Here is a 24919-nt window from a genome sequence, read left to right on the forward strand (position 1 = left end):
TCCCGGAACAATCTCCCGTCAGGCTCGGCGAGGAGCCCCGATCGCCTCGATATATAGGTCGCCGATATGCACGGGTCTTGGCAATTTGCCGCGCATTCGATGCGGATTTGCGCACAGCTTCCGCGCGAGCACGGCTGGCCGGTATCGGGAGTTTCCCGTCACGAACGGACGGGATGCGGGGAAGGGCGGGCGGCGCGGCCCCGCACGGAGGCCGCGCCGCCGTGTGCCGTCGTCAGTCGGACAGGGCGTCCGACGCGGCTTCGGTGGCGTCAGCGGCGTCATGCGACGCGCTCGTGCGGATCGCCGGGTCGCTGGTGCTCGGGCGGCCGGTCTCGACGTGGCCCGCGAAGCGGCGCACGAAGCCGAGCAGGCGGCCGTCGCTGACGGTCAGGTCGTACCAGCCGTGGCTGCCGCGCAGATCCCAGTAGTCGTCGACGTGCGCGCCCGGCGCGAGCTCGAACGTGCGCGCGCCGCCGTGGCCGTACGCGTTCGTGACCTTGAGCCGCACCGCCTTGTGGCCGCGGTTCATCAGGCGCAGCGTGATGTTGCCGTTCGCGACGTCGTAGCCGTAGATCACCTCGGGGTTCGCGTTCGCGCTGCCGGCGCCGGTCGCGAACGGGCCGCGGAAATGGCAGTAGAAGCCGTTCGGGCCATATACGTCGAGGTCGTACAGGCCCAGCGACGCGGCGGCGCTCCACGTGTCGGCGATCCGCTTGCCGGCTTCGACCGTGTACGTCCACGGGCCGTCGACGCGGTTGCGCGACTGCACCTGGAACGCCGCGCCTGCGCGGCCCGTGTTCGCGAAGGTCAGCCGGAACTGCCCGTTCGCGGCTTCGACGCGGCCGTGCACGAACAGCTCGTACGGCAGCGCGCGCGCCGGACGCAGCCCCGGCTCCTGTTTCGGCAGTTGCTGCGCGACTGGCGGCACCGGGATGTAGTCGGGGTGGCGCAGGCGGTCGGGCGGCGCGTAGCCGCTCGTGTCGGGCAGCGCCGGCCATGCGGCGTCGGCGGTCGCGAAGTCGAACGCCGACGTCAGGTCGCCGCATACCGCGCGACGCCACGGCGACACGTTGGCGGCCGTCAACGGATACTGCGCGCCGAAGCGCGCTTCGATGAACTGCAGCAGCGACGTGTGATCGAAGGTCTGCGAGCACACCCAGCCGCCCTTCGTCCACGGCGACACGACGAGCATCGGCACGCGCGGGCCGAGCCCGTACGGGCCGGCCATGTGCGACGCGTCGCCGGCGAACACCTCGTTGGTCGTCGCGACCGTGGACAGCCCGTTGTCGCGCGACTGCGGCGCGAACGGCGGCGGCACGTGGTCGAAGAAGCCGTCGTTCTCATCGTAGGTGATGAAGAGCGCGGTCTTGCTCCACACGTCCGGGTTCGACACGAGCACCTTCAGCACCTGCTCGATGTACCACGCGCCGTAGTTGGCCGGCCAGTTCGGATGCTCGGAATACGCCTCCGGCGCGCAGATCCACGACACCTGCGGCAGCGTGCCGTTCTTCACGTCCTGCTGCAGCACGTCGAACAGCGTGCCGCCGGCGCTGATGTTGGTGCCGGTGCGCGCCTTGTCGTACAGCGGCGTGCCGGGCAGCGCGGTGCGGTACTGGTTGAAGTAGAGCAGCGCGTTGTCGCCGTAGTTGCCGATGTACGGGTTCTGCGTCCAGCCCCACGAGCCGTTCGCGTCGAGGCCGGTGCCGACGTCCTGATAGATCTTCCACGACACGCCGGCCTGCTCCAGCACTTCCGGATAGGTCGTCCAGCCGTAGCCCTTTTCCTCGTTGCCGAGCACCGGGCCGCCGCCCGTGCCGTCGTTGCCGACGTAGCCGGTCCACATGTAGTAGCGGTTCGGGTCGGTCGAGCTCGGGATCGCGCAGTGGTACGCGTCGCAGATCGTGAACGCGTCGGCGAGCTGGTAGTGGAACGGGATGTCGTCGCGCTTCAGGTACGCCATCGTCGTGGTGCCCTTGTTCGGCACCCACTGGTCGTAGCGGCCCTTGTTCCATGCGGCATGCATGTCCTGCCAGCCGTGCGGCAGATCCTGCAGGAACTGCATGCCGAGCTTGTCGGCGCCGGGGTGGAACGGCAGCAGCTCGGCCGGGCCGACCGGCTGATGAAACACCGACTTGCCGTTCGCGAGCCGCAGCGGACGCGGGTCGCCGAAGCCGCGGACACCGCGCATCGTGCCGAAGTAATGGTCGAACGAGCGGTTCTCCTGCATCAGGATCACGATGTGTTCGATATCGCGGATCGTGCCGGTACGGCGGTTCGCGGGAATGGCGAGCGCATCGCGGATCACGGGCGGGAACAGGTTCAGCGCGGCGGCGCCGGCAGTGCCGGCGGCGACGCGCAGGAAATCACGACGGTTCGATCGGGTCATGGTCGTTATCGTGCGTAAAGGGGGAGCCGGTTGGCGGGACATGCGGGAAAAGCGGCCGCGCCCGGATCGCAGGATGCGGCTGCGACGGTCGTGCCGCCGCGAGCATAGCCGGGATTCGGTGTCATTCCCGTGAAGTCCGGAAACGTTTGCACGCGTGGAGCGGATTGCACGGGGCCAGCGGTGCGTGCATCAACGAGCTGCGGGATGACGCGACAAGCGGGGGACGGGGGAAGCAGGAGGCGACGAGACGGGCGAGACGACACACGGGACAACGGGTGAGGCAACGCGGCGCGCGAGAGGCGAGCCGACGAGCGAAGCGGGCGGCGCATGGCGGGCCGGAGGAGCGGAGAACAGCGGAGAACAGCGGAGAACAGCGGGGAGCAGAGCGGAGCAACGGCGAAGATGGCGATGCGCACGCATCACGCGTCGGTCACCCACGCGCCGAACCATTCGCTCGGCCGCGCGATTTCATCCTGCGCGGCGACGAGCTCGAGCTCATAGCGGCGCGCATCGTAGGTCGCCTTCACGACCGCGTGCACGGCCGCGAGCGTGTGCTCGAACGCGGCGCGCACCGAGTCGCCGCGCAGCCGGCGCGCGACGAAGATCGCGCTGGTGAGGTCGCCGACCCCGACCGGATGGCGCGGAAACGCATACAGCGGCCGCTGGCCGATCCACGCCTCGGTTTCGGTGACCGCGAGCATGTTGAAGCGGTCGGCCGGGCTGTTGCGGTCGTGCAGGTGCTTGACGAGGATGATCTTCGGGCCGCGGCGGATCAGCGCGCGGCACGCGTCGACGGCTTCGGCGACGGACTCGATGCGCCGCCCGGCGAGCTTCTGCAGCTCGGTATGGTTCGGCGACATGCCGTCCGCGAGCGCCGGCATTTCCTGGACGATGAACTCCTCGACGCCGGGCTCGGGCCGGATCCCGCCCGTCTGGCCCAGCGCCGGATCGCAGAAGTACCACGCGTTCGGGTTCATCGCCTTCACCGCGCGCACGATCTCGACGGTCGCGCGCGCCTGCGCGGGCGAGCCGACGAAGCCGGACAGCACCGCATCGCAGCGCTTGAGCGCGCCGATCGCGGCGATGCCGTCGACGAGCTGCTCCATCTTCGCGGCATCGATCGCGCTGCCGGCCCAGTGGCCGTACTGCATGTGATTCGATAGCTGGACCGTATTGAGCGGCCAGACGTTGACGCCGAGGCGCTGCATCGGGAACACGGCCGCGCTGTTGCCCGCGTGGCCGTAGATGACGTGCGACTGAATGCTGAGGACGTTTTTCATGGATATCCGCCTGCAGGCGTTTCAGGGTCACGTCACACGATACCCGAGATCGTCGCGGGCGCGAAAGTCGTGCGGCGGGCGACTGTTGCGCGCCGTCGTCAGCCCGACCGCGTAGAATCGCGGGGGCGCGAGGCCGCCGGCTGCCGTATGCCGGCTGCTCCTATGCCGGCTGCCCGTATGCGTTTCCCCTTACCGTGATCGCCATGCCTTCGATTTGCAAGATGTTGTCACTGGCCCGCGCCGCCGTGCTCGGCGCGGCCGTCGCCGCAGCCTGCGCGACACCGGCCGCCGCCGCCCAGGCGCCCGCCGGCAACGACGGGCCCGCTTACGGCCCGCGCCTGGAAGGCTTCGCGTATCCGGAGCCGGAGCACCGCTATGCGTTCGTGTCGCAGCGTGAAACGCTCGAGATGGTCTACGTCGACGTGCAGCCGGCGCACCCGAACGGCCGCACGGTCGTGCTGCTGCACGGGAAGAACTTCTGCGCAGCGACGTGGGAGGACACGATCGGCGTGCTGAGCCGTGCCGGCTATCGCGTAATCGCGCCGGACCAGATCGGCTTCTGCAAGTCGTCGAAGCCGGAGCGCTATCAGTACAGCTTTCAGCAACTGGCGCGCAACACGCATGCGCTGCTCGAGTCGATCGGCGTGAAGTCGGCGACGCTCGTCGGCCATTCGACGGGCGGAATGCTCGCGATGCGCTACGCGCTGATGTATCCGAAGGCGACCGACCAGCTGGTGCTGGTGAACCCGATCGGCCTGGAAGACTGGAAGGCGCTCGGCGTGCCGCCGCTGTCCGTCGACTACTGGTATGCGCGCGAGCTGAAGACCAGCGCCGACGGCATCCGCCGCTACGAGCAGGCGACCTACTACGCGGGCAAGTGGGCGCCGTCGTACGAGCGCTGGGTGCAGATGCTCGCCGGCATGTATCGCGGCCCGGGCCGCGACGCGGTCGCGTGGAATTCCGCGCTGCTCTACGACATGATCTTCACGCAGCCGGTGGTGTACGAGCTCGGCGCGATCCGCGTGCCGACGCTGCTGCTGATCGGCGACAAGGACACGACCGCGATCGGCAAGGACGCCGCGCCGCCCGACGTGCACGCGAAACTCGGCCGTTACCCGGAACTCGCGAAGCGCACGCAGGCGGCGATTCCCGGCGCGCAGCTCGTCGAGTTTCCGGCGCTCGGCCATGCGCCGCAGATCCAGGATCCGGACGCGTTCCACAAGGCGCTGCTCGACGGAATGGGCGCCGCACACCCGCAGTAACGCGGCGGCGCGCGTCGCCCGCTCAGCGGGCTTCGTTCGCGAGTTCGTCGCGGATTTGCGCGGCCAGCTCGAACGAGCGCACGCGTGCCGCGTGATCGTAGATCTGCGCGGTGATGATCAGCTCGTCGGCGCCCGTCTGCGCGATCCGGTCGCGTAGCTTGTCGCGCACGGTGTCGCGCGAGCCGACGGCCGCGAACGACAGCGCGTGCGCGACGTTCGCGAGTTCGAATTCACTTGCCTCCAGCACGTCGACGGGCGGCGGCAGCTTGCCGGGCGTGCCGCGGCGCAGGTTGATGAACTGCTGCTGCAGCGACGTGAACAGCCGCCGCGCCTCGTCGTCCGTATCGGCCGCGAACACGTTGACGCCGACCATCGCATGCGGCTTCGGCCACGCGGCCGACGGCCGGTATTGCGCGCGGTAGATCTCGAGCGCGCGCATCAGGTAGTCGGGCGCGAAGTGCGACGCGAACGCGAACGGCAGCCCGAGCATCGCGGCCAGCTGCGCGCTGAAGAGGCTCGAACCCAGCAGCCATACGGGCACGTCGAGCCCCGCGCCGGGCACGGCGCGCACGCGCTGCCCGGGCACCGGTTCCGCGAAATAGCGCTGCAGCTCGGCGACGTCGTCCGGGAACGAATCGGCGCTGCCGATCAGGTCGCGGCGCAGCGCGCGCGACGTGGTCTGGTCGGTGCCCGGCGCGCGGCCGAGCCCGAGGTCGATGCGCCCCGGATACAGCGACGCGAGCGTGCCGAACTGTTCGGCGACCACGAGCGGCGCGTGGTTCGGCAGCATGATTCCGCCCGAGCCGACGCGGATCGTCTTCGTCGCGCCCGCGACGTGGCCGATCACGACCGCGGTGGCCGCGCTCGCGATGCCCGGCATGTTGTGATGCTCGGCGAGCCAGTAGCGCCGGTAGCCGAGGCGTTCCGCGTGCTGCGCGAGGTCGACGGTGTTGCGGAACGCCTGCGCGGCATCGGCGCCGGCGGGAATGGGGGCGAGATCGAGTACGGAAAACGGAATCATCGGGAGGCCTTCGAAAGGGAGGGGCGCGGTGATGCGCATGCGCAACAGATGCCGACGATTTTGCCAAAGGGTTCCGGAACGCGCTGGCGACGCACGGATACCCATGCGCCTTTCAGGGGTGCAACGCGGGTCTTCTTGATCGTTGCAGAAATCGCCATAATCGCCGAATAATTACCGTCGTTTACGGCGATTGGGCGCGTCTTCGCATCGACGTACAAATTTGCACGAAACGTTTGATTTTCAAGACTGCAATACGCCTGCAAAGTGCTTACGCTAACGTGAACGCGGTGGCACCCGAATGGTTTGCCGGTCTCGCAGCTTTGCCGAAATCGCACCAGTCCGTTTCATGCGGCGTCGAGCGCGGGTAGGCGCGGACTGCTAAAATCCGGCGCTCGCCCATCTTGTGCCGATGGTCGCCATTCGAATCTTCCCGCATCCCGTTCGGGCCGCGCGCGAGGATGTGCCACGCGAATCCGGGCATGGTCGCTTCTGCGAACGAGCCATGCCTCTCTACACAGACGCTGCTGGAACAAGGAGTCGGGTCGTGCCCGCGTTCGTCGCTGCCGGAATTTCCCATCACGTTCAGCCAGGTTCGCTGGCTCGGCGTGGCGCCCGCATCGCCGGGGGGCGTCGCGCATGACGCCGACCGTCACGTTGCTCGACTGGCTGCTGATCGCGTTCACGCTCGCCGCGGCCGGCTATGCGCTCGCCGCCGCGTTCGCGCCGCGACCGCGCATGCCGCGCACCGCCGCGCGCGACGGCTTCGAGCCGGTCAGCGTGCTCAAACCGCTGTGCGGCGCGGAGCCGCACCTGTACGAGAACCTCGCGACGTTCTGCGGGCAGCGCCATCCCCGCTATGAAGTGCTGTTCGGGGTCGCGTCGGCGTCCGATCCGGCCGTCGCCGTCGTCGAGCGGCTGCGCGCCGACTATCCGGACTGCGACATCACGCTCGTGATCGACGCGCGCGTGCATGGCAAGAACCTGAAGGTCAGCAACCTGATCAATCTCGCCGAGCGCGCGAAGTACGGCCGCATCGTGATCGCGGACAGCGACATCGCGGTGAAGGCCGACTATCTGGAGCGCGTGACGGCGCCGCTCGCCGACGCGTCGGTCGGCGTCGTCACGTGCCTGTATCATGCGCGCAGCGTCGGCGGCTTCTGGACGCGGATCGGTGCGCAGTTCGTCGACGCGTGGTTCGCGCCGTCGGTGCGGATCGCGCACCTCGGCCGCTCGAGCCGCTTCGGCTTCGGCGCGACGCTCGCGCTGACGCGCGACACGCTCGACCGGATCGGCGGCTTGCTCGCGCTGAAGGACGAGCTGGCCGACGATTACTGGCTGGCCGAGCTGCCGCGGCGCCTCGGGCGCCACACGGTGCTGTCCGAAGTCGAGGTCGCGACCGACGTGATCGAGCCGTCGTTCGGGCCGCTCTGGCACCGCGAGACGCGCTGGCTGCGCACGATCCGCTCGCTGAACCCGGCCGGCTTCGCGTTCCTGTTCATCACGTTTACCGCGCCGTGGCTTGCCATCGGCGCGGTGCTCGCGCTGCGCCTGGACGGCACCGCCGCCGGCACGCTCGCGGGCGGCGCGGCCATCGCGGGCGCGTTCGGCCGGCTCGTGCTGCACGCGCGCGGCGAGGACGGCTGGCGCGCGTTCTGGCGCGACCTGCCGCTCGTCGCGGTGCGCGACACGCTGCTCGCGCTCGAATGGCTCGCGGCCGCGTTCGGCACGCACGTCGTGTGGCGCGGCGCGCGGATGACGGTCGTCGGCGGCGAGCGCGCGGCGGCGGCGGTGGAAGGCGCGGACGGCCGCTAGCGTACCGGCGTGCGCACCACGGCGGCCGGCACGCGCGCGTTACCGGACGAATCCGGCCCGCGGGCCGAAACGCGCCGCGCGGCACTGCCGTGCGACGCGACATGACAAAGAGGCGGGCGCCGATACGGCGGCCCGCGGTTGATTGACTGAATCGTTGAAACGAATCGAACTATGCAGGCTACCGGAGCATTCATGAAAACGCTGTTCTTGCAGGCCCCTTCGTATGACGGCTTCGACGGCGGAGCCGGCTCGCGCTATCAGGCGAAGCGCGAAATCCGTTCCTTCTGGTATCCGACGTGGCTCGCGCAGCCGGCCGCGCTCGTGCCGGGCAGCCGCGTCGTCGATGCGCCGGCCGACGGGCTGTCGGTCGACGAAACGCTGAAGATCGCGAACGACTACGACCTCGTGATCATCCATACGAGCACGCCGTCGTTTCCGACCGATGCGATGTTCGCGCAGGATCTGAAGAAGATGAAGCCGTCGATGCTGGTCGGCATGGTCGGCGCGAAGGTGATGGTCGATCCGCACAACTCGCTGACCGCGAGCGACGCCATCGACTTCGTGTGCCGCGAGGAATTCGACTACACGTGCAAGGAACTCGCCGAAGGCAAGCCGTTCGCGGAGATCAAGGGCTTGAGCTGGCGCGCGAAGGACGGCTCGATCGAGCACAACGAAGCGCGTCCGATCCTCGAGAACATGGACGAACTGCCGTTCGTCGCGCCCGTCTACAAGCGCGACCTGAAGATCGACAACTACTTCATCGGCTACCTGAACTATCCGTACGTGTCGATCTATACGGGCCGCGGCTGCAAGTCGCGCTGCACGTTCTGCCTGTGGCCGCAGACGGTCAGCGGCCATCGCTACCGCACGCGCTCGGTCGAGAACGTGCTCGCCGAAGCGAAGTGGATCCGCGACAACATGCCGGAGGTGAAGGAACTGATGTTCGACGACGACACCTTCACCGACGATCTGCCGCGCGCCGAAGCCATCGCCATCGGGCTCGGCAAGCTCGGCATCACGTGGTCGTGCAATGCGAAGGCGAACGTGCCGTACAAGACGCTGAAGGTGATGAAGGAAAACGGCCTGCGTTTGCTGCTGGTCGGCTTCGAATCCGGCGACGACCAGATCCTCGTGAACATCAAGAAGGGCGTGCGCACCGATTTCGCGCGCCGCTTCAGCGCGGACTGCAAGAAGCTCGGCATCAAGATCCACGGCACCTTCATCCTCGGCCTGCCGGGCGAGACGCAGGAAACCATCAAGAAGACGATCGAGTACGCGAAGGAAATCAATCCGCACACGATCCAGGTGTCGCTCGCCGCGCCGTATCCGGGCACGACGCTGTACAAGCAGGCGATCGAGAACGGCTGGATGGAAGAGAACAAGACGATCAACCTGGTCAGCAAGGAAGGCGTGCAGCTCGCGGCGATCGGCTATCCGCACCTGTCGCGCGACGAGATCTATCACCATCTCGAGCAGTTCTATCGGGAGTTCTACTTCCGTCCGTCGAAGATCTGGGAGATCGTCCGCGAGATGCTGACGAGCTGGGACATGATGAAGCGTCGCCTGCGCGAAGGCGTCGAGTTCTTCCGCTTCCTGCGCGCGCACGAGGCCTGATCCGTGGCGACGCAGCGGGCGGCGCGGGCGCTGATCTTCACCGCGGACGACTTCGGGCTGCACCCGCGCGTCAATGCGGCCGTCGAGCGCGCGCATCGCGACGGCGTGCTGAACGCCGCGAGCCTGATGGTCGGGGCGAGCGCCGCGCACGATGCGATCGAACGCGCGCGGCGGCTGCCGTCGCTCGCGGTGGGCCTGCACCTGGTGCTCGCGGACGGGCCGGCCACGCTGCCCGCGCATGAGATTCCCGCGCTCGTCGGCCGCGACGGCCGCTTCGGCGACGCGATGGCGAAGGACGGCTGCCGCTTCTTCTTCCTGCCGCACGTGCGTGCGCAGCTGCGCCGCGAGATTCGCGCGCAGTTCGACGCGTTCGCGGCGAGCGGCTTGCCGCTCGATCACGTGAATGCGCACAAGCATTTCCATCTGCATCCGACCGTGCTGTCGATGATCATCGAGATCGGCCGCGATTACGGGCTGCGCGCGGTGCGGCTGCCTTACGAAGCGAGCGCGCCCGCACTGCTCAAGCCGTGGATCGCGCTGGTGCGCGCGCGGCTCGATCGCGCGGGGCTCGCGCACAACGACTACGTGGTCGGGATCGAGCATACGGGCGCGATGGACGAGGCCGTGCTGCTCGACGCGCTCGCTACGCTGCCGGCCGGCGTCGGCGAGATCTACTGTCATCCGGCCGAGGCCGGCGACGGCCCGATCACGCCGACGATGGCCGGCTACCGGCCGGTCGATGAACTCGACGCGCTGCTGTCGCCCCGCGTCGCGGCCGCGCTGAAGGCGGCCGGCGTCGCGACCGGCGGGTTCGCGGACGTATTCGGCCAGCGTGCGGCGCCCCGCGGCGTGCGCCCGTCGCAAGAAACGGGGGCGCAGCCGTCATGACGAAGTGGATCAAGTGGCTCGGCTGGCCGATCGGCATCGGGATCCTGCTCGCGCTGGGGCTGCACGAAGGCATCGGCGACGTGACGCAGATGCTCGAGCGCGCCGGCTTCGCGCTGCTGTGGCTCGTGCCGTTCCACGCATTGCCGCTGCTGCTCGACGCGTATGCGTGGCACCAGCTGCTCGACCGGCGCGCGTCGCTGTCGTTCCTGTGGTGGATCGCGACCGTGCGCGAGGCCGTGAACCGGCTGCTGCCGGTCGTCGGCATCGGCGGCGAGCTGGTCGGGATCCGGATGGCGCGCTGGCAAGTGCCCGACGCGAGCCGCGTGACCGCGTCGGTGATCGTCGAGGTGCTGGTGACGATCGTCGTCCAGTATGCGTTCGCGGCGCTCGGCCTCGTGCTGCTGCTCGCGACCACGCACGACATGGGCGGCGGCACGATCGGCGTCGCGCTGCTGCTGACGCTGCCGTTGCCCGTGCTCGGCGTCGTGCTGATGCGGCGCGGCGGGATCTTCCATGCGATCGAGCGGTTCGCGGGGCGTCTGCTCGGCGATTCGCACCGGTTGCTGCAGGGTGTCGACGGCCGGCGGCTCGATGCCGACATCGACGCGCTGATGTCGCGCACGGGCCTGCTGTTCAGCGCGTTTTTCTGGCAGCTGGCCGGCTACGTGCTCGGCGCGCTCGAAATCTACTGGGCGCTCGCGCTGCTCGGCCATCCGGTGTCGATCGGCGGCGCGATCGCGATCGAGGCGATGACGCAGGCCGTGCGGCATGCGGCGTTCATGGTGCCGGGCGGCCTCGGCGTGCAGGAGGCGACCGTCGTGCTGCTCGCGCAGATGTTCGGCGTCGATCGCGACACGGCGCTGTCGCTCGCGCTGGTCAAGCGCGGCCGCGAGGTGCTGTTCGGATGTCTCGCGCTCGGTTCGTGGCAGCTTGCCGAACTCGTGCGCACGCGCAGCAGGATCGGCGCGGCCCCGGCCGTATCGCGCGTGCGCCGCGCGGACCCGGCGAGCCGCGACGCCGAGCAGCAGACCGAAACGACGCATTGAACACGAGGCAGGCTGCGCGGTCCTGCCGTCGTTCTCGCGCTTTTGGCGTGGCGCGGGTATCCTTGCCGCGTGTTTTCTCGACGCGCATTCCTTCCGATGATTTTTCGTTTCCGGCTGCTTCCCGTGACGATGCTGGCCGCCGCGCTGGCGCTGACCGGCTGCGACGACCAAGGCCATCTCGACGTGCAACGCATCAAGGACTTCTTTACCGCGATCAAGCCGGCGCCGCTGCTCCTCAAGGGGCTGAAGGCCGGCGTCTCGACCGAGGCCGACGTGCGCGACACGATGGGCAAGCCCGAGACCGAGCGCATCTTCACCGACGGCTCGAAGCGTCTCGAATATCCGCGCGGCCCGATGGGCAATCAGACATGGTTCGTCGATCTCGACGCGAGCGGGCACTACATGGGCGCGACGCAGGTGCTGACCGCCGAGAATTTCGCGAAAGTGCGCCCGGGGATGGACGAGGACGAGGTGCGGCGCCTGCTCGGCAAGCCCGGCGACATCGCGCAGTATCCGCTGAAGCCCGAGACGGTCTGGAGCTGGCGCTGGCTCGAGGACGGCGTCAACACCGACGCGTTCTTCAACGTCCATTTCGGCCCGGACGGGCTTGTCTATACGACTTCGCGCTCCGACATCCTGAAAGGGCGGTAAGCCGGCCGCCGGCGCTATATCGAAAAAGCGACCGGAAAATTGCAAAAAACCCGCTTCCCGGCGTGTCAACGGACCGTCAGGAAGCGGGTTTTTTCCTTTTGAAACAGCAGCGTAGGGCCCACGCGGAAATGATGCGACGAATTGTTGCAACGCAGCATCGGCAGATGCGGTGATTTGAGGCAATCAATTTCGCTTGCGACTATCCGCGTCAGCCCGGCGCCGGACAGTGATGCGCGCCGGTGTTTCTATCAACACTGGAGACGCGCGTGTTCCTTTACGGCTTTGGTCCCGTCCTGTGGGCCGGCACCGTGCAGACCATCGAGCTGTCGGTGCTGTCGCTCGCCACTGCGGTGGCGCTGGGGCTGATCGGCGCGGTGGCGAAGCTGTCGCACAACCGGGTGCTGCGAGCGATCGCGACCGGTTATACGACGCTGATCCGCTCGGTGCCCGATCTCGTCCTGATGCTGCTGCTGTTCTACAGCATCCAGATCTGGCTGAACCAGTTCACCGACCTCGTCGGCTGGGACCAGATCGACATCGACCCGTTCGTGGCCGGCGTGCTGACGCTCGGCTTCATCTACGGCGCGTATTTCACCGAGACGTTCCGCGGCGCGTTCCTGTCGGTGCCGCGCGGCCAGCTCGAGGCCGGCGCGGCGTACGGCATGAGCGGGATGCGCGTGTTCGTGCGGATCATGTTTCCGCAGATGATGCGTTTCGCGCTGCCGGGCATCGGCAACAACTGGCAGGTGCTCGTGAAGGCGACCGCGCTGGTGTCGATCATCGGCCTCGCGGACGTCGTGAAGGCCGCGCAGGACGCCGGCAAGAGCACGTTCAACATGTTCTTTTTCATCCTCGTCGCGGCGCTGATCTACCTCGCGATCACGACCGTTTCCAACCTCGTGCTGATCCAGCTCGAGAAGCGTTACTCCATGGGCGTGCGTCACGCAGAACTATGATCGAGATCCTCCAGGAATTCGGCAAGGCGTTCCTTTTCTGGGACGGCCAGCGCCTGTCCGGCCTCGCGGTGACGCTGTGGCTGCTCGTCGCGTCGATTTCGCTCGGCTTCGTGTGCGCGGTGCCGCTCGCGGTCGCGCGCGTGTCGAAGAAGAGATGGCTGTCGATGCCGGTGCGGTTCTACACGTACGTGTTCCGCGGCACGCCGCTCTACGTGCAGCTGCTGCTGATGTACACGGGCATGTACAGCCTCGAGTTCGTGCGCTCGCATTCGCTGCTCGACGCGTTTTTCCGCAGCGGCTTCAACTGCGCGATTCTCGCGTTCGCGCTGAACACCTGCGCGTACACGACCGAGATCTTCGCGGGCGCGATCCGCGCGATTCCGCACGGCGAGGTCGAGGCTGCGCGGGCGTACGGGATGTCGCCGTTCACGATGTACCGCCGCGTGATCCTGCCGTCGGCGCTGCGCCGCGCGTTGCCGCTGTACAGCAACGAGGTGATCCTGATGCTGCACGCGACCACCGTCGCGTTCACGGCGACCGTGCCCGACATCCTGAAGGTCGCGCGCGACGCCAATTCCGCGACCTACATGGCGTTCCAGTCGTTCGGGATCGCCGCGCTGATCTATCTTGCGGTATCGTTCGCACTCGTCGCGGCGTTTCGCCGGGCGGAGCGCCACTGGCTCGCGTATCTCGCGGCCGGCCGTCATTGATTTCACTTCGAGGAGAGCCAGTTGGCCGAGATCACTCAAACGAGCGCGTCCGCTTCCGTCAAGCTTGCCGCGGTCGACATTCACAAGCGCTATGGCGATAACGAGGTGCTCAAGGGCGTGTCGCTGAACGCGAAGGCCGGCGACGTCATCAGCATCATCGGCGCGAGCGGGTCGGGCAAGAGCACGTTCCTGCGCTGCATCAATTTTCTCGAGCGGCCGAATGCGGGGCAGATCGTCGTCGACGGCGAGGCCGTGCGTACGAAGACGGACCGCGCCGGCGCGCTCGAGGTTGCCGATCACAAGCAGTTGCAGCGCATTCGCACGAAGCTTGCGATGGTGTTCCAGCACTTCAATCTGTGGGCGCACATGAACGTGCTCGAGAACGTGATGGAGGCGCCGGTGCACGTGCTCGGCATTTCGAAGAAGGAAGCCGAGGAGCGGGCGCGCGAGTACCTGGAGAAGGTCGGCTTGCCGCCGCGCGTCGAGAAGCAGTATCCGTCGCACCTGTCGGGCGGGCAGCAGCAGCGCGTCGCGATTGCGCGGGCGCTCGCGATGCATCCGGACGTGATGCTGTTCGACGAGCCGACGTCCGCGCTCGACCCTGAGCTCGTCGGTGAAGTGTTGAAGGTGATGCAGAAGCTGGCCGAGGAAGGCCGGACGATGATCGTCGTCACGCACGAGATGGGTTTTGCGCGCAACGTGTCGAACCACGTGATGTTCCTGCATCAGGGGCGGACCGAGGAAGAGGGCGATCCGAAGGAGGTGCTGGTGCGACCGCAGAGCGAGCGTCTGAAGCAGTTCCTGTCGGGTAGTCTGAAGTAACGCGAAGGGCGGGTGTCATACGTGGTACCGGTGTCTCGTCCCGCAGGCGCCACCCGCACGACGCAGGTGGCGATCGTTGCATTGCCGCCCGTGTCGATGTCGGGCGTGGGTCCGATCGTCGATGCGCTGAATCTTGCGAACGAGATCGACGGGCGCTTGCTGTATCGGTGGCAGGTGTGTTCGTGGGATGGGCGGCCGGTGCCGCTTGCCGGCGGCGCGCAGTGGCATGCGGATGCGGCGTTCAACGATGCGATCGCGTGCGACTGGCTGATCGTCGTGTCGGAGCGGTTTCAGCAGTTTGCCGACTATCGGTTGTTTCTCGCGAGTCTTGCGCGGGTCGGGCAGCGCACGCCGGTCGTGACCGGGATTCACCACGGCGTGTGGTGGCTCGCGATGGCCGGGCAGCTTTCCGGGTATCGCGTGAGCGTGAACTGGGAGACGTATCAGCAGTTCGCCGAGCAGTTCGAGCGGTCGATCGTCACGCAGCAGATCTTCGAGATCGATCGCGATCGGGCGACCTGTGCCGGCGGGCAGGCGACCGTCGATTTCATGCTGGCCATGATTGGCCGCGAACATGGGGCCGATCTTGCCGAGCGGATTGCCGATGCGCTCGGGGCCGGCACGCTGCGCAGCGGCGAGGAGCGGCAGAGGATTCCGTTCGTTACCGCGCCGGGCGAGCGGCATCCTCGGCTCAATGATGCGTTGCTCTTGATGGAGGCCAATGTCGAGGATCCTCTGACCACCGATGAGATCGCCGGGCTCGTCGGCGTTTCGCGGCGGCAGTTGGAGCGGCTCTTTCGGCAGTATCTCGGGGCGATGCCCTCCAAGTATTACCTCAATCTTCGACTGCTCAAGGCCCGGACTCAGTTGCAGCGGACCAGCAAGTCGGTCGTTCAGGTTTCGCTTGCCTGTGGGTTCTCCTCTGCAGCGCATTTTTCCAATGCTTACCGCGAAAGGTTCGGGGTCACGCCGCGGGAAGATCGGCGGGCCTGGCTCGAGAAACAGACCGGCGGCGGCAGCGAGCCGCGCGGCGGGGCGCTCGTCGAGCGCGGGAAAGATTGAGGTTCTTTTTGCGGTGCGCTTTCGTTTTGGTCGTGCGATTTCGGTGGGCGTGAAGTACCTGTCATCGTGTCGGTCTATTAGCGTCGCCCCTGCGCGGGGCGGCGGTTACTTTTCTTTGTCTTGCCAAAGAAAAGTAACCAAAAGAAAGGCGCTGTGAAAACGCAAGACCTCCCGGTGCCATGGTCGACAGAGTGGCCACCGCCTAAGTGTCCGCGCCAGTCAGGAACCCGGAGTGGTTCGAGCAATGGTTCTGACATCACTCACCACCCAACAGAGCGGTATACCACCCGCTAGCTCCGTCCTCGCTTCGCTCGGCCGACAGGCACATCCCACAACCCACCGCCCTTATTTTTCCGGCCGCTCAATTGGGAGTGCGATCGTGCCGTCTGGCGAATGGATGCAATCGATCGAGACCGTCCGTCGTGGCGTCGCGGCGCCCGCCACTGCTTGGGGAGCTGAGTACCCGGGAATTCTGCGGGGGCATGGGCCTCGACTGGAGGGGTGGGCGCACCTTGCGGCCGAGCGAAGCGAGGACGGAGCTAGCGGGCGGTATACCGCTCTGTTGGGTAGTGGTAGGTGTCAGAACCATTGCTCGCACCACTCCGGGTTCCGAACTGGCGCGGACACTTAGGCGGTGGCCACTCTGTTGACCATGGCACCGGGAGGTCTTGCGTTTTCACAGCGCCTTTCTTTTGGTTACTTTTCTTTGGCAAGACAAAGAAAAGTGACCGCTGCCCCGCGGAGGGGCGACGCTAATAGACCGACACGATGACAGGTGCTTCACGCCCACCGAAAGCGCACCACCCAAACAGACCCCAAAAAAAACCAACAAAACCGGACCACAGCAAAAACGAACCCCGCCTGGAGGGCAAAATACCTGAAGCAGCCGCTTCCGATAGAACCCGTCGCAAATCCGCAAGACGCTTGCGTCACCCTTACCTAAACTTGATCCTGTTGAACCCTCTTACGAAACCGAAAGGAACGACCATGACGACCTCGACCGTGACCCGCCAGACATTCGACGAAGTGATGGTGCCGGTATTTTCTCCCGCGCCGTTCGTGCCGGACCGTGCAGAGGGCTCCCGCGTGTGGGACACGGCCGGCCGCGAGTACGTCGATTTCGCGTGCGGCATCGCGGTCACGTCGCTGGGCCACGGCCACCCGGAACTGCTGAAGGTCCTGGACGAACAAGGCCGCAAGCTCTGGCACATCGGCAACGGCTACACGAACGAGCCGGTGCTGCGCCTCGCGAAGCGCCTCGAATCGCTGACCTTCGCCGACCGCGCATTCTTCGCGAACTCGGGCGCGGAAGCGAACGAAGCCGCACTGAAGCTCGCGCGCCGCGTCGCCTTCGACCGCCACGGCGCCGACAAATACGAAATCGTGTCGTTCGTCCAGTCGTTCCACGGCCGCACGTTCTTCACGGTCAGCGTCGGCGGTCAGCCGAAGTACTCGGAAGGCTTCGGCCCGGTGCCGGAAGGCATCAAGCACCTGCCGTTCAACGACATCGAAGCCGCGAAAGCCGCGATTGGCCCGAAAACCTGCGCGGTGATCGTCGAGCCGGTGCAAGGCGAAGGCGGCGTGATCCCGGCCGATCCGGCGTTCCTGAAGGCACTGCGCGAAGCCTGCGACGCAAACGACGCACTGCTGATCTTCGACGAAGTGCAAACGGGCGTCGGCCGCACCGGCCAGTTCTACGCGTACATGGACACGGGCGTCACGCCCGACATCCTGACGACCGCGAAGGCGCTCGGCAACGGCTTCCCGATCGGCGCGATGCTGACGACGAACGAACTGGCCGCGCACTTCAAGGTCGGCGTGCACGGCACGACCTACGGCGGCAACCCGCTCGCGTCGGCGATCGCGGACAAGGTCGTCGAACTGATCGCCGACCCGGCACTGCTCGAAGGCGTGCGCGAACGCAGCGTGCGGCTGAAGGGCGCGCTCGAACGCATCAACGCACGCTTCGGCATCTTCAAGGACGTCCGCGGCAAGGGCCTGCTGGTCGGCGCGGAACTCACCGCCGCATTCGACGGCCGCGCGAAGGACTTCGTCACGGCCGCCGCCGAAAACGGCCTGATCATGCTGATCGCCGGCCCGAACGTGCTGCGCTTCGTCCCGTCGCTCGTGATCCCGTTCGACCTGCTCGACGAAGGCGTGAAGCGCTTCGAGAAGGCGGTCGAGCAGGTGCTCGCGGCCCAGGAAGCCACCGCGCGCTGATCGGCGCACCCCATCGCAGACAGGAACGACGATGCTATTTGTTCGCCCCGGCAAACTCACGGATCTCGATGCGCTCGCGCACATGGCGCGCACCGCGCAGCCGGTCCTGCACTCGCTGCCGCACGACCGCGCGGCGCTCGAAGCGCGCGTGGCGCTCTCCGAGGATTCATTTCGCGCGGACGTCGACTTCGCCGGCGAAGAGTTCTATCTCTTCGTGCTCGAGGATTCGTCGACGGGCAAGCTGCTCGGCACGGCGAGCATCGTGGCCGCGGCCGGCTACTCGGAACCGTTCTACGCGTTCCGCAACGACGCGCTGATCCACGCGTCGCGCGAGTTGCACGTGAACCGCAAGATCCACGCGCTCACGATGTCGCACGAGCTGACCGGCAAGAGCCGGCTGGCCGGCTTCTACGTCGATCCGTCGCTGCGCGGCGACGCGGCCGCGCACCTGATCTCGCGCGCGCGGATGATGTACATCGCCGCGAACCGCCGCCGCTTCACGCCGGAAGTGTTCACGCTGCTGCTCGGCGTAAGCGACGGCACGGGCGCGTCGCCGTTCTGGGAAGCAGTGGGCCGCAAGTTCTTCGGCCGCGATTTCACCGACGTCGACATCGCGTCGGGCGGCCGCAGCCGTACGTTCATCGCGGAAGTGATGCCCGCGTATCCGCTCTACGTGCCGCTGTTGCCGGAAGCCGCGCAGCGCGTGCTCGGCGAGCCGAACGAAACGGCGCTGCTCGCGTACGACATCCACCTCGAGGAAGGCTTCGAGCCGGACCGCTTCGTCGACATCTTCGACGCAGGCCCGGTGCTGACCGCGCAGGTCGACCGCACCGCATGCGTGAAGCACGGCGCGGAGCGCACGGTGCGCGAAGCGGCGCACCAGCACGGCGACGTCGCGTACATGGTGTCGGCGGGCAGCGGCGAGTCGTTCCGCTGCGTGCTGGCCGACCTGCCGGGCGACAGCACCGATGCGCCGCTCGCCGGCGACGTGCGCGCGGCACTCGACGTGAAGGATGGCGATGTCGTGCGCTGCGTGCCGCTGCATCGCCGCGACGATGAAGAATTGAAGGGGGACGCAGCATGATCGTCGTTCGGGTCGTACAAACGGGCGACGTCGACGCGCTCGTGTCGCTCGCGCAGGAAACCGGGCCGGGCCTGACCACGTTCAAGCCCGACCGCGACGCGCTCGCCGCGCGCATCGAACGCTCGCGCCGCACGCTCGAAGGCAACGCGGCGCCGGGCGAAGCCGGCTACTTCTTCGTGATGGAAGATTCGAAGACGGGCGACATCGCCGGCGTGTGCGGAATCGAGACGCAGGTCGGCCTCGAGCAGCCGTTCTACAACTATCGCGTGAGCACGGTCGTGCACGCGAGCCAGGAACTCGGCGTGTGGACGCGGATGCATGCGCTGAACATCTCGCACGACCTGACGGGCTACGCGGAAGTGTGCTCGCTGTTCCTGAGCCCGCGCTATCGCACGGGCGGCGTCGGCGGCCTGCTGTCGCGCTCGCGGTTCATGTTCATCGCGCAGTTCCGCGACCGCTTCCCGGAACGCATCTGCGCGGAACTGCGCGGCCACTTCGACGAGGACGGCACGTCGCCGTTCTGGCGCGCAGTCGGTTCGCACTTCTATCAGATCGATTTCAATGCGGCGGACTACCTGAGCTCGCACGGCCGCAAGTCGTTCCTCGCGGAACTGATGCCGCGCTATCCGGTGTACGTCGACCTGCTGCCGCAGGACGCGCAGGACGCGGTCGGCCTCACGCATCGCGACACGCTGCCGGCCCGCAAGATGCTCGAAGCCGAAGGGCTGCGCTACCAGAACCACGTCGACATATTCGACGCGGGCCCGGTGCTCGAATGCCACATCAACGACCTGCGCACGGTGCGCGAGAGCGTCGTCGTGCCGGTCGCGATCGGTGTGCCCGATGCGACGGAAGGTACACCGAAGTCGCTCGTGTCGAACACGTCGCTCGACGATTTCCGCGTCGGCGTCGCGCCGGGCGTGGTCGCGAACGGTTCGTTCGTGCTGTCGGCCGACGATGCCGCCGCGCTCGACGTGAAGGCCGGCGATCCGGTCCGCGTGCTGCCGCTCAAAGTCAAACAGGGATAAACGAATCATGACGGAACTCTTCATCGACGGCGCCTGGGTCGCAGGCTCGGGCCCCGTCTTCGCTTCGCGTAACCCGGGCACCGACGCCGTCGCCTGGCAGGGCGCGAGCGCGTCGGCGGCCGACGTCGACCGCGCGGTCGCGAGCGCGCGCCGCGCGTTCGCCGGCTGGTCGGCGCTCGACTTCGAAGCGCGCTGCGAAATCGTCAAGCGCTTTGCCGCGTTGCTCACCGAACGCAAGGAAGCGATCGCGACCGCCATCGGCCGCGAAACGGGCAAGCCGCTGTGGGAAGCGCGCACCGAAGTCGCGGCGATGGCCGCGAAGGTCGGCATCTCGATCCAGGCGTACCAGGAGCGCACCGGCGAGAAGCGTCAGGACATGGCCGACGGCGTCGCGGTGCTGCGCCATCGCCCGCACGGCGTCGTCGCGGTGTTCGGCCCGTACAACTTCCCCGGCCATTTGCCGAACGGGCATATCGTGCCGGCGCTGATCGCGGGCAACACGGTCGTGTTCAAGCCGTCCGAACTTGCGCCGGGCGTCGCGCGCGCAACGGTCGAGGTCTGGCACGAAGCCGGGCTGCCGGCCGGCGTGCTGAACCTCGTGCAGGGCGAGAAGGACACCGGCATCGCGCTCGCGAATCACCGGCAGATCGACGGGCTGTTCTTCACCGGCAGCTCCGATACGGGCACGCTGCTGCACAAGCAGTTCGGCGGCCGTCCGGAAATCGTGCTCGCGCTCGAGATGGGCGGCAACAACCCGCTCGTGATCGGCGAAGTCGAGGACATCGACGCGGCCGTGCACCACACGATCCAGTCGGCGTTCCTGTCGGCCGGCCAGCGCTGCACGTGCGCACGCCGCATCTTCGTGCCGCAGGGCGCGTTCGGCGATCGCTTCGTCGCGCGCTTCGCCGACGTCACGTCGAAGATCACGGCCGACGTGTTCGACGCCGATCCGCAGCCGTTCATGGGCGCGGTGATCTCGGCGCGCGCGGCGGCGAAGCTCGTCGATGCGCAGGCGCGCCTGATCGAGCAGGGCGCGAAGCCGATCATCGCGATGACGCAGCGCGATCCGCGCCTCGGCTTCGTGAACGCGTCGATCATCGACGTGACCGGCGTCGCGAACCTGCCGGACGAAGAGCACTTCGGCCCGCTCGCGCAGATCGTCCGCTACGCGACGTTCGACGAGGCGATCGAGCGTGCGAACGATACGGCGTTCGGCCTGTCCGCCGGCCTGCTCGCCGACGACGCGAACGCTTGGGCGCACTTCCGCCGCACGATCCGCGCGGGGATCGTCAACTGGAACCGCCCGACCAACGGCGCATCGTCGGCCGCGCCGTTCGGCGGCACGGGCCGCTCGGGCAACCATCGGCCGAGCGCGTACTACGCGGCCGACTACTGCGCGTATCCGATGGCGTCGGTGGAAAGCACGCAACTGACCTTGCCCGCGAGCCTGTCGCCGGGCCTGCATTTCTGATCGAGGGAGCGACGATGAACGCACAAGAAGCCAATTTCGACGGACTCGTCGGCCCGACCCACAACTACGCCGGGCTGTCGTTCGGCAACGTGGCGTCGCTGAACAACGAGAAGTCGGCCGCGAATCCGAAGGCGGCCGCGAAGCAGGGGCTGCGCAAGATGAAGCAGCTCGCGGATCTCGGCTTCGCGCAAGGCGTGCTGCCGCCGCAGGAGCGGCCGTCGCTGCGCCTGCTGCGCGAGCTCGGCTTCTCCGGCAAGGACGCGGACGTGATCGCGAAGGCCGCGAAGCAGGCGCCCGAGCTGCTCGCCGCGGCGAGCTCGGCGTCGGCGATGTGGACCGCGAACGCGGCGACCGTCAGCCCGTCGGCCGACACGAGCGACGGCCGCGTGCATTTCACGCCGGCCAACCTGTGCAGCAAGCTGCATCGTGCGATCGAGCACGAAGCGACGCGCCGCACGCTGTCGACGCTGTTTGCGGACCCCGCGCACTTCGCGGTGCACGACGCGCTGACGGGCACGCCGGCGCTCGGCGACGAAGGCGCGGCGAACCACACGCGCTTCTGCGCCGAATACGGCAAGCCGGGCGTCGAGTTCTTCGTGTACGGCCGCGCGGAATACCGCCGCGGGCCGGAGCCGAAGCGCTTCCCGGCGCGCCAGACGTTCGAGGCGAGCCGCGCGGTCGCGCATCGCCACGGGCTCGCGGAAGAAGCGACGGTCTATGCGCAGCAGGATCCGGACGTGATCGATGCGGGCGTGTTCCACAACGACGTGATCTCGGTCGGCAATCGCGACACGCTGTTCACGCACGAGCGCGCGTTCGTCAACAAGCAGGCGATCTACGACACGCTGACCGCCGCGCTCGACGCGCGCGGCGCGCGGCTGAACGTGATCGAGGTGCCCGATGCGGCGGTGAGCGTGAACGACGCCGTCACGTCGTACCTGTTCAACAGCCAGCTGCTGTCGCGCGCGGACGGCTCGCAGGTGCTCGTCGTGCCGCAGGAGTGCCGCGAGAACGCGAACGTCGCCGCCTATCTCGACCGGCTCGCGGCCGGCAACGGGCCGATTCGCGACGTGCTCGTGTTCGACCTGCGCGAAAGCATGAAGAACGGCGGCGGCCCCGCGTGCCTGCGCCTGCGCGTCGTGCTGACCGACGCGGAGCGCGCGGCCGTCACGTCGAACGTGTGGATCGACGACACGCTGTTCGCGTCGCTCGACGCGTGGATCGACAAGCATTACCGCGATCGTCTCGCGCCGGAAGATCTCGCCGATCCGGCGCTGCTCGACGAATCGCGCACCGCGCTCGACGCGCTCACGCAGATCCTGCGCGTCGGGTCGCTGTATGACTTCCAGCGCTGAGTCGCGCATGCCGGCCGCCGCGCTGCTCGACGACTTCCTCGCGTTCACGCTCGCGGGCGACGCGCCGGCGGTGAGAGCGGGCGCGTGTGCGAACGGCGCGGTGCGCTGGCAATGGCTCGGCGACGGGCTGCTCGCGCTCGAGCCGGCAGCGGGCGACGCCGATGACGCAGCGCGCGCGAGCGTGCTCGTGTCGGCCGGCGTGCACGGCGACGAGACCGCGCCGATCGAGCTGCTGTCGATGCTCGTGCGCGATGTCGCCGCGCGGACGCTGCCGCTCGCGTGCCGGCTGCTCGTCGTGCTCGGCAACGTGCCGGCGATGCGTGCGGGCGAACGCTATCTCGACGACGACCTGAACCGGCTGTTCAGCGGCCGTCACGCGCAGGTGCCGACGAGCCGCGAAGCGCCGCGCGCCGCGCAGCTCGAAGCCGCGGCCGCCGCGTTCTTCGCGGCTGCGCCGGCGGGCGGCGCGCGCTGGCACATCGACATGCACACGGCGATCCGCGCATCGGTATTCGAGCAGTTCGCGTTGCTGCCGCACACGGGCACGCCGCCTACGCGCGCGATGGTCGAGTGGCTCGGCGATGCGCGCATCGCGGCCGTGCTGCTGCATACCGCGAAGGGCAACACGTATTCGCACTTCACGGCCGAGCAGTGCGGCGCGCTCGCGTGCACGCTCGAACTCGGCAAGGTGCGGCCGTTCGGCCAGAACGACCTCAGCCGGTTCGCGCCGGCCGATCGCGCGGTGCGCAAGCTGTTGTCCGGTGCATCGGCAGATACCGACGCGCCGCTGCCGCGCGTGTTCACGGTAATCGACCAGATCACGAAGCAGAGCGACGCGCTCGAGCTGTTCGTCGCCGCCGACGTCGCGAACTTCACCGCGTTCCCGCGCGGCACCGTGCTCGCGCAGGACGGCGACTACCGCTACACGGTCAAGCACGACGAGGAGCGCATCGTGTTTCCGAATCCGACCGTGAAGCCGGGTTTGCGCGCCGGCTTGCTGGTCGTGGATACGACGCGCGACACGCTCGCCGCGCTCGCCTGACCGATGAGCCATCGCGCGGGCCGCGGCAGCTCGCGGCCCGCGCATCGTCCCGCAGTCCGTTCATTTTCGCGCTGACACGCGCATGCCGCGCAGACGGCGCGTGCGTCGCGCTTGCGTATTTGCGACATCGTCTTGCAAGTTCCACGAGCGGCGCGGCGGCGGCCCGCGCCCCGCAGCGCACCATCGCGTGCCGGCCGCCGCTTTGGCGTGTCGGGCCGCGCGGGTTGGTACAATCGCGGCCTTGCGGCTGTTGCGCCGCATCACGGCGCGGCGTCGGCATTGCCGGGGTCATTCGACCCTGCAATGATGCGTGCGCCGGTCGTTCCGGAACATTCGAGTATCGAGGAGAACACCTGATGAAGTTGGATTGGCGTAAAGTGGCCGCGCACGCGGTAGTGGCGGCATCGGCGGTGGCGGCAGGCAGCGTGATGGCCGCGGATCTGAAAGAGATCCGTTTTGGCGTCGAGGCCTCGTACGCGCCGTTCGAATACAAGACGCCCGACGGCAAGCTGACCGGCTTCGACATCGACATCGGCAACGCGGTGTGCGCGAAGCTGAAGACGAAGTGCGTGTGGGTCGAGAACGACTTCGACGGCCTGATTCCCGCGCTGCAGGCGCGCAAGTTCGACGCGATCAACTCGGACATGACGATCACCGACCAGCGCAAGCACGCGATCGCGTTCACCGATCCGATCTACACGATCCCGAACCAGCTGATCGCGAAGCAGGGCAGCGGCCTGCTGCCGACGCCGCAATCGCTGAAGGGCAAGCGCGTCGGCGTGCTGCAGGGCACGATCCAGGAAGCGTATGCGAAGAAGAAATGGGCGCCGGCCGGCGTCGACGTCGTGCCGTACCAGACGCAGGATCTGGCGTATGCCGACCTGAAGTCGGGCCGTCTCGACGCGACGTTCCAGGATTCGGAAGCGGGCTCGAAGGGCTTCCTGACGAAGCCGCAAGGCCAGGGCTTCGGCTTCGCCGGCGGCACCGTCAGCGATGCCGAGATCCTCGGCTCGGGCGTCGGCTTCGGCCTGCGCAAGAACGACGCGCCTCTGAAGACCGCGCTCGATCAGGCGCTGAAGGAACTGAAGGCGGACGGCACGATCGACGCGCTCGCGAAGAAGTACTTCAGCGTGCCGGTCACGCTCAAGTAAGCGCTTCGATCCGTCGTACGATGCAGCCGGCCGCGTTCGCGGCCGGTTTGCTTTTGGG

General features: G+C 67.6%; 20 protein-coding genes. 17 read left to right on the forward strand and 3 right to left on the reverse strand.

Annotated elements, in window-relative coordinates:
* Window positions 1–232: 232 nt before the first annotated feature.
* Together BSE24067_RS21350 and pdxY are read right to left on the reverse strand one after the other, a co-directional pair.
* Window positions 233–2386 carry a phosphocholine-specific phospholipase C gene (locus tag BSE24067_RS21350; RefSeq protein WP_151068316.1) on the reverse strand — a complete coding sequence of 718 codons (2154 nt, stop codon included), beginning with the start codon at window positions 2384–2386 and terminating at the stop codon, window positions 233–235.
* A gap of 419 nt (window positions 2387–2805) precedes the next feature.
* Entirely contained in the window at window positions 2806–3666 is an 861-nt protein-coding gene (gene pdxY, locus BSE24067_RS21355) for a pyridoxal kinase PdxY (RefSeq protein WP_151068315.1), read from the reverse strand.
* A gap of 203 nt (window positions 3667–3869) precedes the next feature.
* Between pdxY and BSE24067_RS21360 the strand changes: the two genes are divergently transcribed.
* Entirely contained in the window at window positions 3870–4928 is a 1059-nt protein-coding gene (locus tag BSE24067_RS21360) for an alpha/beta fold hydrolase (RefSeq protein WP_151068314.1), read from the forward strand.
* A 22-nt stretch (window positions 4929–4950) separates the two neighbouring features.
* Here the strand turns inward: BSE24067_RS21360 and BSE24067_RS21365 are convergent, their stop codons facing one another.
* Window positions 4951–5949, reverse strand: coding sequence for an LLM class flavin-dependent oxidoreductase (locus tag BSE24067_RS21365; RefSeq protein WP_151068313.1), 999 nt, complete (start codon window positions 5947–5949; stop codon window positions 4951–4953).
* A gap of 636 nt (window positions 5950–6585) precedes the next feature.
* Here BSE24067_RS21365 and hpnI point away from each other — a divergent pair.
* The 16 genes from hpnI (at window position 6586) to BSE24067_RS21445 (ending at window position 24861) form a co-directional block, all read left to right on the forward strand.
* Window positions 6586–7761: a bacteriohopanetetrol glucosamine biosynthesis glycosyltransferase HpnI gene (hpnI, locus tag BSE24067_RS21370; protein ID WP_174904845.1), complete on the forward strand. Its 1176-nt coding sequence runs from the start codon at window positions 6586–6588 to the stop codon at window positions 7759–7761.
* A gap of 171 nt (window positions 7762–7932) precedes the next feature.
* Complete coding sequence (gene hpnJ, locus BSE24067_RS21375) at window positions 7933–9375, forward strand: hopanoid biosynthesis associated radical SAM protein HpnJ (protein ID WP_341772552.1); 1443 nt, start codon at window positions 7933–7935, stop codon at window positions 9373–9375.
* Window positions 9376–9378: 3 nt separating this feature from the next.
* Window positions 9379–10263 (forward strand): hopanoid biosynthesis-associated protein HpnK, encoded by an 885-nt coding sequence (gene hpnK / locus BSE24067_RS21380; RefSeq protein ID WP_151066461.1) that lies wholly within the window; start codon window positions 9379–9381, stop codon window positions 10261–10263.
* Window positions 10260–11309 (forward strand): HpnL family protein, encoded by a 1050-nt coding sequence (locus BSE24067_RS21385; RefSeq protein ID WP_151066460.1) that lies wholly within the window; start codon window positions 10260–10262, stop codon window positions 11307–11309. Before hpnK ends, BSE24067_RS21385 begins: the two co-directional genes overlap by 4 nt.
* A gap of 96 nt (window positions 11310–11405) precedes the next feature.
* Entirely contained in the window at window positions 11406–11960 is a 555-nt protein-coding gene (locus tag BSE24067_RS21390) for an outer membrane protein assembly factor BamE (RefSeq protein WP_151066459.1), read from the forward strand.
* Between the two features lie 266 nt (window positions 11961–12226).
* Window positions 12227–12916 carry an ABC transporter permease gene (locus BSE24067_RS21395; protein ID WP_009690868.1) on the forward strand — a complete coding sequence of 230 codons (690 nt, stop codon included), beginning with the start codon at window positions 12227–12229 and terminating at the stop codon, window positions 12914–12916.
* Window positions 12913–13626, forward strand: coding sequence for an ABC transporter permease (locus BSE24067_RS21400; RefSeq protein ID WP_151066458.1), 714 nt, complete (start codon window positions 12913–12915; stop codon window positions 13624–13626). The genes BSE24067_RS21395 and BSE24067_RS21400 overlap by 4 nt, the downstream gene beginning before the upstream one ends.
* 21 nt (window positions 13627–13647) lie before the next feature.
* Window positions 13648–14448 carry an ABC transporter ATP-binding protein gene (locus BSE24067_RS21405; protein WP_006488736.1) on the forward strand — a complete coding sequence of 267 codons (801 nt, stop codon included), beginning with the start codon at window positions 13648–13650 and terminating at the stop codon, window positions 14446–14448.
* A 21-nt stretch (window positions 14449–14469) separates the two neighbouring features.
* Complete coding sequence (locus BSE24067_RS21410) at window positions 14470–15510, forward strand: GlxA family transcriptional regulator (RefSeq protein ID WP_011544983.1); 1041 nt, start codon at window positions 14470–14472, stop codon at window positions 15508–15510.
* Between the two features lie 987 nt (window positions 15511–16497).
* Window positions 16498–17730, forward strand: a complete 1233-nt coding sequence (locus BSE24067_RS21415) for an aspartate aminotransferase family protein (protein WP_151066457.1) — start codon at window positions 16498–16500, stop codon at window positions 17728–17730.
* A 31-nt stretch (window positions 17731–17761) separates the two neighbouring features.
* Window positions 17762–18814 (forward strand): arginine/ornithine succinyltransferase subunit alpha, encoded by a 1053-nt coding sequence (aruF, locus tag BSE24067_RS21420; protein WP_151066456.1) that lies wholly within the window; start codon window positions 17762–17764, stop codon window positions 18812–18814.
* Window positions 18811–19842, forward strand: coding sequence for an arginine N-succinyltransferase (astA, locus tag BSE24067_RS21425; protein ID WP_151066455.1), 1032 nt, complete (start codon window positions 18811–18813; stop codon window positions 19840–19842). The genes aruF and astA overlap by 4 nt, the downstream gene beginning before the upstream one ends.
* Window positions 19843–19849: 7 nt before the next feature.
* The gene (astD, locus tag BSE24067_RS21430) at window positions 19850–21313 is read left to right on the forward strand and encodes a succinylglutamate-semialdehyde dehydrogenase (protein WP_151066454.1); all 1464 of its coding nucleotides are present in this window, start codon (window positions 19850–19852) and stop codon (window positions 21311–21313) included.
* Between the two features lie 14 nt (window positions 21314–21327).
* Window positions 21328–22668 (forward strand): N-succinylarginine dihydrolase, encoded by a 1341-nt coding sequence (gene astB, locus BSE24067_RS21435; protein WP_151066453.1) that lies wholly within the window; start codon window positions 21328–21330, stop codon window positions 22666–22668.
* 7 nt (window positions 22669–22675) lie between these two features.
* Window positions 22676–23710 carry a succinylglutamate desuccinylase gene (gene astE, locus BSE24067_RS21440; protein WP_174904848.1) on the forward strand — a complete coding sequence of 345 codons (1035 nt, stop codon included), beginning with the start codon at window positions 22676–22678 and terminating at the stop codon, window positions 23708–23710.
* Between the two features lie 356 nt (window positions 23711–24066).
* Entirely contained in the window at window positions 24067–24861 is a 795-nt protein-coding gene (locus tag BSE24067_RS21445) for an ABC transporter substrate-binding protein (protein WP_151066451.1), read from the forward strand.
* Window positions 24862–24919 lie beyond the last annotated feature (58 nt).

It is taken from the genome of Burkholderia latens, from assembly GCF_902499045.1.
Classification (GTDB): Bacteria; Pseudomonadota; Gammaproteobacteria; order Burkholderiales; family Burkholderiaceae; genus Burkholderia; species Burkholderia latens.

Bases quoted from the DNA above. Each gene is read 5' to 3' on its own strand.
- BSE24067_RS21385 (WP_151066460.1), top strand. From the start codon at position 10,260: ATGACGAAGTGGATCAAGTGGCTCGGCTGGCCGATCGGCATCGGGATC.
- BSE24067_RS21360 (WP_151068314.1), top strand. From the start codon at position 3,870: ATGCCTTCGATTTGCAAGATGTTGTCACTGGCCCGCGCCGCCGTGCTC.
- astB (WP_151066453.1), top strand. From the start codon at position 21,328: ATGAACGCACAAGAAGCCAATTTCGACGGACTCGTCGGCCCGACCCAC.
- astD (WP_151066454.1), top strand. From the start codon at position 19,850: ATGACGGAACTCTTCATCGACGGCGCCTGGGTCGCAGGCTCGGGCCCC.
- astA (WP_151066455.1), top strand. From the start codon at position 18,811: ATGATCGTCGTTCGGGTCGTACAAACGGGCGACGTCGACGCGCTCGTG.
- BSE24067_RS21445 (WP_151066451.1), top strand. From the start codon at position 24,067: ATGAAGTTGGATTGGCGTAAAGTGGCCGCGCACGCGGTAGTGGCGGCA.
- BSE24067_RS21415 (WP_151066457.1), top strand. From the start codon at position 16,498: ATGACGACCTCGACCGTGACCCGCCAGACATTCGACGAAGTGATGGTG.
- BSE24067_RS21365 (WP_151068313.1), bottom strand. From the start codon at position 5,949: ATGATTCCGTTTTCCGTACTCGATCTCGCCCCCATTCCCGCCGGCGCC.
- BSE24067_RS21350 (WP_151068316.1), bottom strand. From the start codon at position 2,386: ATGACCCGATCGAACCGTCGTGATTTCCTGCGCGTCGCCGCCGGCACT.
- BSE24067_RS21390 (WP_151066459.1), top strand. From the start codon at position 11,406: ATGATTTTTCGTTTCCGGCTGCTTCCCGTGACGATGCTGGCCGCCGCG.
- hpnI (WP_174904845.1), top strand. From the start codon at position 6,586: ATGACGCCGACCGTCACGTTGCTCGACTGGCTGCTGATCGCGTTCACG.
- hpnJ (WP_341772552.1), top strand. From the start codon at position 7,933: ATGCAGGCTACCGGAGCATTCATGAAAACGCTGTTCTTGCAGGCCCCT.
- astE (WP_174904848.1), top strand. From the start codon at position 22,676: ATGCCGGCCGCCGCGCTGCTCGACGACTTCCTCGCGTTCACGCTCGCG.
- pdxY (WP_151068315.1), bottom strand. From the start codon at position 3,666: ATGAAAAACGTCCTCAGCATTCAGTCGCACGTCATCTACGGCCACGCG.
- BSE24067_RS21400 (WP_151066458.1), top strand. From the start codon at position 12,913: ATGATCGAGATCCTCCAGGAATTCGGCAAGGCGTTCCTTTTCTGGGAC.
- aruF (WP_151066456.1), top strand. From the start codon at position 17,762: ATGCTATTTGTTCGCCCCGGCAAACTCACGGATCTCGATGCGCTCGCG.